Consider the following 12,773-nt stretch of genomic DNA (forward strand, 5'->3'; position numbering starts at 1 on the left):
CCGCCAGCCCCAGCCACGCGCCGTGACTGCGGCCGGCCGCACCGCCCCGGCCGCGCCGTGGTGGTTGGGTGCCTGCATCAGGAGAAGACGGGCTCCGTTGCCGCCTTGCGGGAAGCGAAGGAGCTCAGGACGCCGGTCCTGGCCAGGCCGCGGGTGGCGATCCAGGACAGGGCACCGGCGATGATCGCGCCGGAGATGGCGGTAAAGATGATGTAGGCCAGCTTGTCGCCGCCGGCGTACGCGATGTTCCATCCCCACGGGGCGAAGGAGTCGTTCAGGCCGCAGAACAGGCCTGCGGCAGCACCTGCCAGCAGCGCCACCGGCAGGTTGAACTTCTTGTAGACAAAGATCGCGAAGATGATTTCGGCGCCAAGGCCCTGGACGAAGCCCGAGAACAGCACGGACGCGCCGTACTGCGAGCCCATAAGGAGCTCACCGGTGGCTGCGACCGTCTCGCAGAACAGGGCTGCGCCGGGCTTGCGGATGATCAGCATGCCCAGCACGGCCGGGATCATCCAGCCGCCGGCGATCAGGCCGGTCAGGGGCGGGTAGACGGCGTTCATGGGGCCGGACACCGCGGCCGCGCCCTGGGACCAGGCCCAGAAGATGACGCCGCCGGCGATGGCGATCAGGGCCGCCACCACGATGTCCACGACGCGCCAGGACTTGCTGGTGGTCTTCTTGATTGCTGCAGTGCTCATGGAATCCTCCTGGGAAACAGGAGGGGAAAGCACGGCAGTCGGCACTTCGCCGCTGCCGGACTTCGAGAACTCGACTCCCTTGCGCCGGTACTAACCGGATCAGGTTCGAGGGTCTGCGGCTGTCCGCACTCTCAGCGCCCACCTGCGGTTCCCGGCCTTGCCAGGTCCGACGGCGGCGCTCCCCTGTCGTTATGTGTTGCTTGCTTGGATGATGCGTTGGATTGCCCTGTTGGGCGTGGTCCAGTTTACACCTGGACAGGGGTAGATTGTGGGCCATGACCGCCAATAAGCCGCATGTGACCGAGTTCGACCCGGACTCCGAGGACGCCCAGCCGGAGGGATCCCTGCAGGCCCTCATCGGCCGCATCGAGGGTGAAATCCACGAACTCCAGTTCCCGGGCTTCTCGATGGATGACGCGCTCAACCTTGGCCTCCTCCTGGTGGAGCTGGGCAAGGAGCGCAGCCTGCCCATCGCGATCGACATCACCAAGGGTGAACAGGTGCTGTTCCATGTGGCACTGCCGGGCGCCACGCCGGACAACGAACACTGGATCCGGGCGAAGCAACGGACCGCTGCGCGGTACGAGGTGCCTTCCCTGCTGGTAGGGCTTCGCGGGCGCCTGCGCGGAGGCAGGATCGAGGACGAAGGCTGGTTCGACCAGAGCCGCTATGCGGCCCACGGCGGCTCTATCCCCGTTTACGTAACGGGGGTGGGGGCAGTTGCCACCGTCACCGTGTCCGGACTGCCGCAGGTGCAGGACCATGACCTGGTGGTGGAGGCCATGCGTGAGGTGTTGCGGTCCGCCGGGGCTGACGGGGCACCATGACCGGCAATCCCGCTGACAACCCCGTCCGGGCGGCGGTGGACAGGGCGGAGGACGAGATGATCTTTATCGGCCCGGACCATCCCTACTATCCCCTGCTGGCCGAGCTGGTGTCCGCCGTCGGCAAGGCATGGCAGCAGGGGTACGACCAGGCCCGCAGCGGCGGGCACCACACGAACCCCTACACCTGGACCGGACCGGCCTGACGGGAACATCCTGGCCGGCCTTAGCTCCGGGCGCGGAAACCAAGCTTGCTTAGCTTTTATTAGTAATCATGCTTACTATGTTGTTTCCACCGCGTACGAGGAGTCCAGGACATGGCAGTCAGCACCCGTCCACCCGGCGTCCGGACCGCACTGCAGTGGTCCGCGCTGGGCGTTGCCGGCGTCTTCCTGTTCGCCGGCATCCTTGGGTTCGTTCCGGGCATTACCAGCAACTATGGCTCCCTTGGCTTCGCCGGACCCGGCTCGGGGGCCCTGCTGCTGGGCATATTCCAGGTGTCCGTCCTCCACAACCTTGTCCACCTCCTGTTCGGCGCCGCCGGACTGTTCATGGCACGCACCCACCGGCAGGCCCGGAACTTCCTCACGTACGGCGGCGTCATCTACCTGGTCCTGTGGCTGTACGGCCTGCTCATCGGGGACGAGACCCCCGCCAACTTCATCCCCGAAAACTATGCGGACAACTGGCTCCACCTCATTCTGGGGCTGGCCATGATCGTCCTTGCCGTCCTCCTCTCGCCGCGGACCACCCCGGCGGGCAGCCGGAAATCCTGACCTGACCCACCTGCCGCCAGCGCAGACGGCACCGCCACAACCCGAAACCAAGGAGCATCCCATGCGAATCCCGGAACCCCGAGGCCCCATCAGCGGCACGCTGCTCGACGTCCTGGCGGGTGCGCCGGCGGGCCCGGCCGAAGCCCTGGCCGGGCTGCGGGAGCTCACCTTGAACCGGCTGGCGGAAACTGCGGACATCATCGGCGACGACGATGCGCAGCTGGCCCTCTTCTGCCTGTACGAACTGCACTACTCCGGCCTCGACGGCGTCACGGACGCGTGGGAATGGGATGCCGGGCTGATCCAGGTCCGTCAGGCCCTGGAAAAGCCGTTTGAGGCGGCCCTTCGCGCGGCAGCCGGCGACGCCGCCGGCGAGCTGGACCTTCCGGCTGCCGCCGACCTCACCAGCGACGCAGTGGCAGATGTGCTGTTCAGCCTTGCCGGCAGGGACACCGGCCCCAGCGTCTCCCGCTATGTGGCCAGGAAGGCCAGCCTTGACCAGCTCAAGGAGTTACTGATCCATAAGTCGGTGTACCAGCTGAAGGAGGCGGATCCGCACACGTGGGCGATCCCCCGCCTCAGCGGCCGGGCCAAGGCGGCGCTGGTGGAAATCCAGGCGGACGAGTACGGCGGCGGACGTCCGGACCGGATGCACAGCGCCCTGTTCGCCCGGACCATGCGGGGGCTGGGGATGGATGACTCCTACGGCGCGTACATCGATACCGTTCCGGCGGTTTCCCTGGCGGCCGTCAACCTGATGTCCCTGTGCGGGCTGAACCGGCGCCTCCGCGGCGCCATCATCGGGCACCTGGCCATTTATGAGATGACGTCTTCGCAGCCCAACCGGTTCTACGGCAACGGCTTCCGCCGCCACGGCTTCGATGCCGGCGTCACCCACTACTTCGACGAACATGTGGAAGCCGATGCGGTCCACGAGCAGATCGCGGGCCGCGACCTTGCCGGCGGGCTGGTGGAAGCCGAGCCGGAACTGCTGGATGACGTCCTGTTCGGGGCAACGGCGGTCATGGCCATTGACATCAGGCTTTCCGCCCACCTTCTTGAGTCCTGGGAAAACGGCCGCTCCTCGCTCAGGGCGGCAATGCCCGTGGCAGCATGACCGCCCCTGCAGGCGGAGGAGCCGCCATGGACCAGGACCCGCCCGAGAGTTCCATCGTGGTGTGCCCGGACGGGCCACTCATCGTGCGGGGGGACTTCGAGATCGTCACGCCCTCAGGAGAGCCGGTCCCCCGCGAACGGAAGACGGTGGCCCTGTGCCGGTGCGGGGCTTCAGCGATCAAGCCTTACTGCGACGGCACCCACAAAATGATCAAGTTCCGGACGGACCCACGTGGTTGACACCCACGGGGCAGCGCACAAGGATGGATTCTCGGAAAGCGTTTTCTGATCCGAGGAGCGTGCGCACTTGCACAGCCAACAGGCAGTCATCGACCGCGAAACCCTGGTGCGCCGCCACAACGTGGAGCAGCGCACCATTGATCCCCGCAGCCCCATTTCCGTAGGCAACGGGGAATTCTGCTTCACCATGGACCTGACAGGCCTGCAGTCCCTGCCCGCCCGGTACCCGGTGGCCGCACGGGACGGGCTTCCGCCAGGCACCCTGCTCGGTACCCAGTCGCAGTGGGGCTGGCATTCCATTCCGCCCGGGCAGGACTACACGCTGGCCGGATCCACCGTCCTTTACGATTCGCCCCGGGGCCCGGTGCCGTACGTGGACATGGTGGGCGGCATCGTGGACGGGCGGGACACCGGTGCGTCGGACAGCGAGGCCTGGCTGCGGGCCAACCCGCACCGGCTGGACCTGGGGCGGATCGGCTTCGTCCTGCCGGCGCGCGGAAAGCCGGAGCTGGCAGCGGACGACATCTCCAACACCAGCCAGGTCCTTGACCTCTGGACCGGCACGGCCACCAGCAATTTCAGGCTGCAGGGGCATCCGGTGACAGTGTGCACCGCCTGCCACCCCGGCAGGGACGAACTCGGCTTCAAGATCGAATCTGCCGCCCTGCAGCACGGCCTGGCCGTCTCACTGGCCTTCCCGTACGGCTCCGGTGCCTGGCACAACGCTGCCGACTGGTCCCGCCCCGACGCCCACACCACCACGCTGGCGGAGCGGCAGGCTGCCGGCGGCGGGCGGAACTGGGTCATCACCCGGGACCTGGACGGGTCGGCCTACCGGGTGCAGGTCATGGGCAGCGGCATGGAGCTGGAGCAGACCGGCCCGCACACCGTCTTGGTCCAGGCTGCGGCCGGACAGCAGGTCCTGGATTTCAGTGTCCACTTCACCAGCACCGGTACGGGTGACTGCCAGCCCCGCGGCACCGGGGGCATCGGAAGCGCCAGGCGTACCGGAAACACCGGCGGCGGGGATGGCGCACCGCAGAAGTCCGGGGCCGGCACCGCCGTCATCCGGGCCTCCCGCACGGTGTGGCCGGAATTCTGGAAGTCCGGCGCCGCCGTCGAACTTTCCGCACCGGACGATCCACGCGCGGCGGAGATCGAACGCCGGGCGGTCCTGTCCCAGTACCTCACCGCCATCAACTGCTCCGGCTCATTGCCGCCCCAGGAAACAGGACTGGTCTGCAATTCCTGGCGCGGACGATTCCACCTGGAGATGCACTGGTGGCATGCAGCCCACTTCGCGGCCTGGGACCGGACCGAACTCCTGCTGCCCGCGCTGCGCTGGTACGCCTCCATCCTGGAGCCCGCCCGGCAGACAGCGAAGGCCCAGGGGTTCGACGGCGTCCGCTGGCCCAAGCAGGTGGGCCCGGACGGGCGCGAGAGCCCCAGCCCCATCGGCACGTTCCTCATCTGGCAGCAGCCGCACCCCATCCACCTCGCGGAACTGGCGTACCGGGCGGAGCCATCGCGGGACCTGCTGGAGGAGTTCGCGGAGATTGTGTTCGAAAGCGCCGAGTTCATGGCCGGCTTCGCGCACCCGACCGCCCGCGGTTATGAGCTGGGCCCGCCCCTGGTGCCCGCCCAGGAGAGCTACGAATCCACCAGGACCACCGCAAGCAACCCCACCTTCGAGCTCGCCTACTGGCAGTGGGCCCTGCGGGTAGCCAACACCTGGCGGGAGCGGCTGGGGCTGCCGCCCCGGAAGAAGTGGGCGGAGGTGGCGGACGGGATGGTGCGCCCCACGGTGGTGGACGGGGTATACGCGGCCATCGGTGTGGAGCCGTACACCATCCGCACGGACCATCCCTCCATGCTCTGCGCGCTGGGGGTGCTGCCGCGGACGGACCTCATCGATCCCGCCATCATGCGCGCAACCCTGGCCAGCGTCCTGGCCGACTGGGACTGGGACAGCACCTGGGGCTGGGACTATCCGGTGATGGCCATGACCGCCGCCAGGCTCGAAGACCCGGAAACCGCCGTCGACGCGCTCCTGCTGGACGCAGCGAAGAACCTGGTGCTGCCCAACGGCCACAACCGGCAGACGGAATCACTGCCGCTGTACCTGCCGGGCAACGGCGGGCTGCTGGCGGCCGTTGCCCTGATGGCTGCCGGCTGGGACGGCGGCCCGGACCGGGATGCGCCCGGTTTTCCGCCGCACTGGACTGTGAACTGGGAAGGCCTGGTGAGGGCGCCCTGACGTGGGGCGGCCACCCTGACGTTAGGCTAGGGGAAGTCCTGATTTCACGACGCTAGGAGGCACGGAATGAACTTCTTCATCAAGCTGCTGGGCACGGGCATCAGCCTGCTGGCCGGATTCGCCGGAACCAAGGCAGTGGACGTGATCTGGGAAAAGACCACGGGCCGGAAGCCGCCCAAGGGCGACAAGGAGGATGTCCCCACCACGCTCCGCACCGCCCTCACGTTCGCGCTCGTGTCCGCGTCGGTGAGTGCCGTGATCCAGGTGCTGACCAACCGCGGGACCCAGCGGGCCATCACCCGGTTCGCGAAGAGCCAGGACGTCGTCTAGCCGTTAAGACTGGCGTTCAGGGCCGTCGCCGGAGCCGTCCTCGCGGGCGGCCTTGGCGGCGGCTTTTTGCACCACTGCCTCCAGCTCGTCCGAGGTGAGCAGCTCGCGGTGCAGGTGCTTGGTCCGGTAGCCTGCCCGGCCCACCATGTGCGCCGAGACGGGCACCGTGAGGAGCTGGAAGATCCAGGCCACCAGCAGCACCGGCCACACCCACCACGTCCGCATTTGCAGCCCGATGGACGCCAGCAGCAGGAACAGGCCCAGCACCTGCGGTTTCGTGGCGGCGTGCATGCGGCTCAGCAGGTCCGGAAAGCGCAGCAGGCCAATGGCCGCGCCGAGGGACATCACCGCGCCCACCACCATGAACACGGCGGACACCAGGTTGATCCAGCCGTCCGCGCTTGCCAGGTCGAAGGTCCAGGTATCAGGGCTCACTGGGCTGCTCCCTCCGGTCGGCCACGAACCGGGCCACCGTCACCGATCCGATGAAGCCGATGACGGAGATGGCCACCACCAGCATCAGGTTGTTAAGGTGCCGGTTCACCGCCATGTCCACGCACAGCGCCCCGCCCAGGATGGCAAGCAGCACGTCGGAGGCCAGGACGCGGTCCAGCAGCGAGGGCCCGCGCGCGATGCGGATGATGGCCCCGGTGGCGGCCAGGGAGAAGATGACGGCCGTGACGGCCAGGACGGCCTGCATCATGCGGCTGCCTCCATCCGGACTGCTTCCAGTTCTTCGCGCGTGCCCATGATCCGGATCAGTCCGGCCTCGATGGACCTCACTTCGTTGCGCAGGTTTTCCACGTCCTCCGGGGTGCTGATGTTGATGGCGTGCAGGTAGAGGGTGGACGTTGACCGGTCCACTTCCACCACCAGGGAACCGGGAATCAGGGATATGACGTGCCCGGTGGCGGTGACCATCAGGTCCTGGTGGCTCCGCAGGGTAACCGCGACGACGGCGTTGGTCACCTTGGGTCCCCTGGTGATAGCGAGGTGCAGGACCTGGGCGCTGGCAACAACCACCTTCGCCAGGAACGCCAGGGCGAACGGGATGGCGTAGAGGATGTTGAAGCGGCCGCTGAGCTCCACCGGCGGAAGGTAGAAGAGCCGGGCGACGGCGACTGCCAGCAGCGCGCCGAACAGCAGGTTGCCGGGGCTGAAGTCCTGCCAGAGAGCACCCCACACGATCACCAGCCACACCAGGAGCGGCAGTTCCTGGCGCAGTGAAATGCGGCGGCGGCTCATTGACCTCCTCCCGCGGTCCGGACGGGTGGCACCACGGTGTCCCCGCCCATGACGGCCTGAATGTACGGCGTCCGGTCCAGCATGTCTTCAGCCGCCCGGTCGGACAGTCCGAAGAGCGGCCCGGCGAAGACGGTAAGGGACACGCCCAGCGCCACCAGGCCCAGCGTGGAGCCCACCATGGTCCGCGGCAGCAGCGTTGCGGAGCGGGTGGCGCTGGTCCGGGAGGTCAGCAGCATGCCGGTCCGGCGGGCACCGCCATCCTGGCGCCCTTCCCCCTGGACCTGCCCGTCCGCCTGTGCGTCCTCGTCCGGCCCTGCCAGCAGCACCGGGTCCGGGTGCTCGGCATCGGACGGCCGGCGCCAGAACGCGCGGTTCCAGACCCTGGCCACTGCCAGCAGCGTCAGCAGGCTGGTGAGGACGCCGCCGATCACCAGTGCGTAGGCAAGGGGCGTTCCCAGTTCGATGCCGGCCTGCATTAGTCCCACCTTGCCCAGGAACCCGGAGAACGGCGGGATGCCGGCAAGGTTCATGCCGGGGATGAAGAACAGCAGCGCCAGGAGCGGCGAGAGCTTGGCCAGCCCGCCCAGGCGGTCCACGGAGGAGCTTCCGCCGCGGCGTTCGATCAGCCGGTCACCAGGAACAGGCTGGTCTGGATGGTGATGTGGTGGGCAACGTAGAAGACCGCCGCGCCCAGTCCCGCCACCGAGGACATGGCCAGCCCGAACACCATGTAGCCGATGTGGCTGACCAGGGTGAAGGAGAGGAGACGCTTGATGTCGCTCTGCGCCAGGGCACCCAGGATTCCCACCACCATCGTCAGCAGCGCCGCCACCATCAGGGGCGTGTTCAGCGAGTCCCCGGGAAACAGCAGGGTTTCCGTACGGACCATGGCGTAGACGCCCACTTTGGTCAGCAGGCCGGCGAACACCGCGGTGACGGGGGCCGGGGCCGTGGGGTAGGAGTCGGGCAGCCAGAAGGACAGCGGGAAAACGGCCGCCTTGATGCCGAACGCCACCAGCAGCATCACGTGCAGGAGGGTCCTGGTGCCCTGGTCCAGTTCCCCCAGCTTGAGCGCGAGGTCCGCCATGGTCACGGTGCCGGTGGCCCCGTACACCATGGCAATGGAGATCAGGAACAGCACCGAGGACACCACTGACACCACCACGTAGGTGACGCCTGCGCGGATCCGGGGGCCAGTCCCGCCGAGGGTCATCAGCACGTAGCTTGCGGTCAGCAGGATCTCGAAGCCGACGTACAGGTTGAACAGGTCACCGGAGAGGAACGCGTTGGACACGCCGGCCACCAGGATCAGGTAGGTGGGGTGAAAGATCGAGACCGGCGCGTCGTGGTCGCCGTCGGCCATGCCCTGGCCGGTGGCGTACACCAGCACGGCCAGGCTCACCGCGGACGAGACCACCAGCATCAGCGATGAGAACTGGTCCACCACCATCACGATGCCCCACGGCGGCAGCCAGCCCCCGATGGTCACCGCCACGGTGCCGCCGTCCCACACATGGGCCAGCAGGAGGCATTCGAGCAGCAGGGTCAGGGACAGCAAACCGATGCTGACGGCCTGCTGCGCCCGGGAATGCCGGATCAGCATGAAGGTCAGGGCAGCACCCAGGATGGGAAGTACGACGGCGAGCGGGGCAAAGCTTGCGATGTTCACTTTCCGCCTTCTTCCGGGCCGGGCTCCACGTTCCGGGAGCCGGGTTTTTCCTCGGCAGCGGCATCCTCGGCCGGCATTTCGCGGCCGCCGGCCACGAGGGTGGCCGTGCCGGCGGCACGCCCGCCGTCACCGGCCGGGCGGTGGTCGGAGATGTCCCGGCCGTCACCGCCCAGCATGGTGAGCGGAAACTCGGAGGTCTCCGCCGGGATTTCGGCATCGTCCTCGGCATCGAAGCTGGGGGTCTCGGCGACGCGAAGGTCTTCCACGTCATCCTGGATCTCATCGCGCCGGGCAAGCACCCAGGTCCGGTAGATGATGCCGAGCATAAAGGCTGTGACCGCGAAGGAGATCACGATGGAGGTCAGGATCAGCGCCTGCGGCAGGGGGTCGTTGTAGTCCTCGGCCGCAATGTCCTTGGAGTACAGCGGAGCCAGTCCGGCGTATCCGCCGGTGGCGAGGATCAGCAGGTTGGTGGCATTGGCGAGCAGCATCAGCCCCAGCAGCACCCGGGTGAGGCTGCGTTCGAGGATGAGGTAGATACCGCAGGCGTACAGGGCACCCATGATGATCAGCAGGGTCAGGTTGACGCTCATGTTTTGCCCTTCGCTGTGGTTTCCGCCGGAATGCCGTCCGGCTCCTGGTCCTCGGCGGGAGCGGCTGCGCGTTCCTCGAAGTGCTCGTCGATTTCGGCGCCGAGGCTGCGCAGGACGTCGAGCACCAGCCCCACCACCACGATGTAGACACCGATATCGAAGATGGTGGAGGTGACGAACTTGATGTCGCCGAAGACGGGCAGCCAGAACTGGATGATGGCGGTCTGGAACACCTGGCCGCCCAGCAGGAGCGGGACCACGCCCGAGGCCGCGGCGATGGCCAGCCCGATGCCCAGCAGTGCCCCGGCGCTGACGGGGGTCGCCTCCCGCAGTTCAAACCGCCCGCCGGCGAGGTAGCGGATGGTGAGGGCAAGTCCGGCCGTCAGGCCGCCCGCGAATCCGCCGCCGGGAAGGTTGTGGCCTGCCAGCAGCAGGTACAGCGAGAAGATCACCAGGGAGTGGAAGACCAGGCGGGTGACCACCTCGAAGATGATGGACCGGCGCTCCGGCGCGAGGGTCCGCCCGGCCACCAGCCAGGCGTCCCGGGTGGCGGAAGCGAATTTCCTGCTGATGGCCAGGGCCGCGCCGTCCCGGCTCCCGGGATCGACGCCATGGTGGCGCCCCACGGATCCCTCGGCCACCGACGCGGACATCAGGATCCGGTCGCCCCGGCCGCGGACGAAGATCAGGCTTGCCACACCAGTGGCGGCGAGCGCCAGGACGGTGATCTCCCCGAAGGTGTCCCACGCCCGGATGTCCACGAGCGTCACGTTCACGATGTTCAGCCCGCCGCCGCCTTCATAGGCCAGTTGCGGGAACTCCAGCGAGACGGGAGTGGCGATGCGCGCTCCCATGGCGAAGATCGCGGCGAACACCATGGTGGTACCGAATCCCAGGCCGATCAGGACGCGGACCACCCGGTACTTTCCGCCGGTGCGGTCACGGAGTTCGGCCGGCAGGCTGCGCATGGCCAGCACGAAGGCCACCAGGATGATGGTCTCCACCAGCATCTGGGTAAGGGCCAGGTCCGGGGCGCCCTGCAGGGCGAACATCAGGGCAATGCCGTAACCGGTGACGGACACCATCAGGACTGCCAGGAAGCGCTTGTTCGCCTTGACCGCGGCCAGGGCGCCGATCACGATGCCGGCTCCCACCACGAGCTGGAGCGGCGAGCCGGGATCCACCAGGTAGAGGCCCTCGGGAAGCGGTTTGCGGGCGGCGAGGATGGCGGCCAGGGGCAGCACGAACGCCACGCTGAGGATGACGGCCAGGTAGTAGTAGAGCGAACCGCGCTGGGTGCGGCCGGTAACCCAGACGGCAATGTCGTCCAGGGCGCCGATGGTCAGCTGGTAGGCGCGGTCGGCGTCCACCCAGGCCGGCACCTTGGACTGCAGCCGCACGACGGCATTCCGGCCGAAGTACATTGCCAGGCCCAGCGCGAAGGTCAGCGCTGTCAGGCCCAGCGCGGGGGTGAAGCCGTGCCACAGCGCCAGGTGCCTTGCCTGCTCAGCCGGGGTGCCGGCGTCGGGCGCCGTGGATGCGAACAGTGCAGCGTAGGGCTGGAGCCAGGCGTCGACGGGGACCGGCCAGAGCCCGTACACGACGGTGAGGAGGCTCAGGATGGCGGGGGCGGCCAGGAAGGACGGCCGGATTGCCTTGAACGGGGTGGGCTCCACGCCCGGCTTGGTGGCGAACGCCCCCCACATGAAGCGCGCGCTGTAGGCGAACGTGAGGATGGATCCCAGCACGATTCCGCCAAGGACCACCGCTCCCCACGGCCCGGCGGCAGGGTCTTCGGCGTGGTGCACGAAGGCCTCCAGCACCGATTCCTTCGCCACGAACCCGGCCAGCAGCGGGACGCCCGCCATGGACGCGGCACCGACGCCCGCCACGATGCCCAGGGCGCGGGAGGACCGGAAGACGCCGGAAAGCTTTCCGACGTCGCGGGTGCCGGACTGGTGGTCGATGATGCCCACCACCAGGAAGAGGGTGGCTTTGAACAGGCCGTGGGCCAGCAGCATCGCCAGTCCGGCCAGGGCGGCATCGGGCGTGCCCAGCCCCACCACCATAGTGAGGAAGCCCAGCTGGCTGACGGTCCCGTACGCGAGGATGAGCTTGATGTCTGTCTGGCGGAGCGCGCGGTAGCCGCCCACCAGCATGGTGGCCAGGCCCAGCCCCAGCACCACCGGCTGCCAGTAGGCCGTTTCGGAGAAGCCCGGCGCGAGCCGCGCCACCAGGTAGATGCCGGCTTTCACCATGGCCGCGGCGTGCAGGTACGCGCTGACGGGAGTGGGGGCTGCCATGGCTCCGGGGAGCCAGAAGTGGAAGGGAACCAGCGCCGACTTGGTGATGGCACCGACGAGGACAAGCACGACGGCGGCGCTCACCATGGGGCCGGACGCTCCGCCCGCCAGGGCGGGAGCCTGGCCGAGGATCGCGGAGATGCGGTACGTTCCGGCGGCATGCCCCAGCATGATCAGGCCCACCAGCATGGCCAGGCCGCCTGCCGTGGTGACCATCAGGGCCTGCAGGGCAGACCGGCGCGCTGCCAGCCTGGTCCGGGCGAACCCGATCAGGAGGTAGGACAGGATGGTGGTGAGTTCCCAGAAGATGAAAAGCAGCAGCAGGTCATCCGCCACCACCAGGCCGAACATGGCGCCGGCGAAGGCCAGGAGCTGGGCTCCGAATGCTCCGAGGTCCTGGTCCTTCCGCTTGAAGTACCGCCCGCAGTAGGCCAGCACCAGGGAACCGACGCCCAGCACCAGCAGCGACATCACCCAGGCCAGCGCATCCAGGCGGAAGGCGAATTCGAGGTGCAGGCCGGGAATCCACGGAAAGACCTCGGCCACAGCACCGGCTGCCGAGTAGACGGGTGCGTGCTGGAAAAGGAGCCAGGCGAAGGAACCTGCAGGGACAACAGCCAGGGCGTAGAACGCATTGCGGCCCCAGGCCCGGAAGAGAAGCGGCGCCAGGACAGCCACCGAAAAGTGCACGGCAAGGACTGTTACCACTGGATTCTCCG

Annotated in this window: 13 protein-coding genes, 1 pseudogene and 1 riboswitch; of the genes and pseudogenes, 7 read left to right on the top strand and 7 right to left on the bottom strand. The window is 68.0% G+C overall.

Annotated elements, in window-relative coordinates:
• Positions 1–77: 77 nt before the first annotated feature.
• Positions 78–701, bottom strand: a complete 624-nt coding sequence (locus tag G205_RS12065) for an ECF transporter S component (protein WP_009358208.1) — start codon at positions 699–701, stop codon at positions 78–80.
• A 58-nt stretch (positions 702–759) separates the two neighbouring features.
• A riboswitch (TPP riboswitch) is annotated at positions 760–896 on the bottom strand.
• 80 nt (positions 897–976) lie between these two features.
• On the opposite strand from G205_RS12065, the gene G205_RS12070 reads away from it, so the two are divergent.
• The 7 genes from G205_RS12070 to G205_RS12100 all read left to right on the top strand — a co-directional run bounded on the left by G205_RS12070 (position 977) and on the right by G205_RS12100 (position 6,244).
• Positions 977–1,528, top strand: coding sequence for a heme-degrading domain-containing protein (locus G205_RS12070; RefSeq protein ID WP_035752898.1), 552 nt, complete (start codon positions 977–979; stop codon positions 1,526–1,528).
• Positions 1,525–1,731 (top strand): hypothetical protein, encoded by a 207-nt coding sequence (locus tag G205_RS12075; protein ID WP_009358210.1) that lies wholly within the window; start codon positions 1,525–1,527, stop codon positions 1,729–1,731. Before G205_RS12070 ends, G205_RS12075 begins: the two co-directional genes overlap by 4 nt.
• Before the next feature lie 111 nt (positions 1,732–1,842).
• Positions 1,843–2,301: a DUF4383 domain-containing protein gene (locus G205_RS12080; protein ID WP_009358211.1), complete on the top strand. Its 459-nt coding sequence runs from the start codon at positions 1,843–1,845 to the stop codon at positions 2,299–2,301.
• Between the two features lie 61 nt (positions 2,302–2,362).
• Positions 2,363–3,418, top strand: a complete 1,056-nt coding sequence (locus G205_RS12085) for an iron-containing redox enzyme family protein (RefSeq protein ID WP_009358212.1) — start codon at positions 2,363–2,365, stop codon at positions 3,416–3,418.
• A 26-nt stretch (positions 3,419–3,444) separates the two neighbouring features.
• Positions 3,445–3,657, top strand: coding sequence for a CDGSH iron-sulfur domain-containing protein (locus G205_RS12090; protein ID WP_009358213.1), 213 nt, complete (start codon positions 3,445–3,447; stop codon positions 3,655–3,657).
• 67 nt (positions 3,658–3,724) lie between these two features.
• On the top strand, positions 3,725–5,914 hold the full coding sequence (locus G205_RS12095) for a hypothetical protein (protein ID WP_009358214.1): 2,190 nt from the start codon (positions 3,725–3,727) through the stop codon (positions 5,912–5,914).
• 66 nt (positions 5,915–5,980) lie between these two features.
• Positions 5,981–6,244, top strand: a complete 264-nt coding sequence (locus tag G205_RS12100) for a DUF4235 domain-containing protein (protein WP_009358215.1) — start codon at positions 5,981–5,983, stop codon at positions 6,242–6,244.
• A gap of 3 nt (positions 6,245–6,247) precedes the next feature.
• Here G205_RS12100 and mnhG read toward each other — a convergent pair whose 3' ends face one another.
• The 6 genes and pseudogenes from mnhG to G205_RS12130 form a co-directional block, all read right to left on the bottom strand.
• Complete coding sequence (gene mnhG / locus G205_RS12105) at positions 6,248–6,679, bottom strand: monovalent cation/H(+) antiporter subunit G (RefSeq protein WP_009358216.1); 432 nt, start codon at positions 6,677–6,679, stop codon at positions 6,248–6,250.
• On the bottom strand, positions 6,669–6,947 hold the full coding sequence (locus G205_RS12110; protein ID WP_009358217.1) for an MrpF/PhaF family protein: 279 nt from the start codon (positions 6,945–6,947) through the stop codon (positions 6,669–6,671). Before G205_RS12110 ends, mnhG begins: the two co-directional genes overlap by 11 nt.
• A complete protein-coding gene (locus G205_RS12115; protein WP_009358218.1) occupies positions 6,944–7,489 on the bottom strand; it encodes a Na+/H+ antiporter subunit E in 546 nt (181 codons plus the stop codon). Before G205_RS12115 ends, G205_RS12110 begins: the two co-directional genes overlap by 4 nt.
• A pseudogene (locus tag G205_RS12120) lies at positions 7,486–9,158 on the bottom strand (Na+/H+ antiporter subunit D). Before G205_RS12120 ends, G205_RS12115 begins: the two are co-directional and overlap by 4 nt.
• Positions 9,155–9,751 carry a Na(+)/H(+) antiporter subunit C gene (locus G205_RS12125; RefSeq protein WP_009358219.1) on the bottom strand — a complete coding sequence of 199 codons (597 nt, stop codon included), beginning with the start codon at positions 9,749–9,751 and terminating at the stop codon, positions 9,155–9,157. The pseudogene G205_RS12120 and the gene G205_RS12125 overlap by 4 nt, the downstream one beginning before the upstream one ends.
• Positions 9,748–12,762 (bottom strand): Na+/H+ antiporter subunit A, encoded by a 3,015-nt coding sequence (locus G205_RS12130; RefSeq protein ID WP_009358220.1) that lies wholly within the window; start codon positions 12,760–12,762, stop codon positions 9,748–9,750. The genes G205_RS12125 and G205_RS12130 overlap by 4 nt, the downstream gene beginning before the upstream one ends.
• Positions 12,763–12,773: the final 11 nt, after the last annotated feature.

It is taken from the genome of Arthrobacter nitrophenolicus (assembly GCF_000332815.1).
GTDB lineage: Bacteria > Actinomycetota > Actinomycetes > Actinomycetales > Micrococcaceae > Arthrobacter > Arthrobacter nitrophenolicus.

What these genes read in the sequence shown, in the direction of transcription:
- G205_RS12110 (WP_009358217.1), bottom strand. Translation starts at nt 6,947, where the DNA reads ATGATGCAGGCCGTCCTGGCCGTCACGGCCGTCATCTTCTCCCTGGCC.
- G205_RS12075 (WP_009358210.1), top strand. Translation starts at nt 1,525, where the DNA reads ATGACCGGCAATCCCGCTGACAACCCCGTCCGGGCGGCGGTGGACAGG.
- G205_RS12115 (WP_009358218.1), bottom strand. Translation starts at nt 7,489, where the DNA reads ATGAGCCGCCGCCGCATTTCACTGCGCCAGGAACTGCCGCTCCTGGTG.
- G205_RS12090 (WP_009358213.1), top strand. Translation starts at nt 3,445, where the DNA reads ATGGACCAGGACCCGCCCGAGAGTTCCATCGTGGTGTGCCCGGACGGG.
- G205_RS12085 (WP_009358212.1), top strand. Translation starts at nt 2,363, where the DNA reads ATGCGAATCCCGGAACCCCGAGGCCCCATCAGCGGCACGCTGCTCGAC.
- G205_RS12100 (WP_009358215.1), top strand. Translation starts at nt 5,981, where the DNA reads ATGAACTTCTTCATCAAGCTGCTGGGCACGGGCATCAGCCTGCTGGCC.
- G205_RS12070 (WP_035752898.1), top strand. Translation starts at nt 977, where the DNA reads ATGACCGCCAATAAGCCGCATGTGACCGAGTTCGACCCGGACTCCGAG.
- G205_RS12125 (WP_009358219.1), bottom strand. Translation starts at nt 9,751, where the DNA reads ATGAGCGTCAACCTGACCCTGCTGATCATCATGGGTGCCCTGTACGCC.
- G205_RS12080 (WP_009358211.1), top strand. Translation starts at nt 1,843, where the DNA reads ATGGCAGTCAGCACCCGTCCACCCGGCGTCCGGACCGCACTGCAGTGG.
- G205_RS12065 (WP_009358208.1), bottom strand. Translation starts at nt 701, where the DNA reads ATGAGCACTGCAGCAATCAAGAAGACCACCAGCAAGTCCTGGCGCGTC.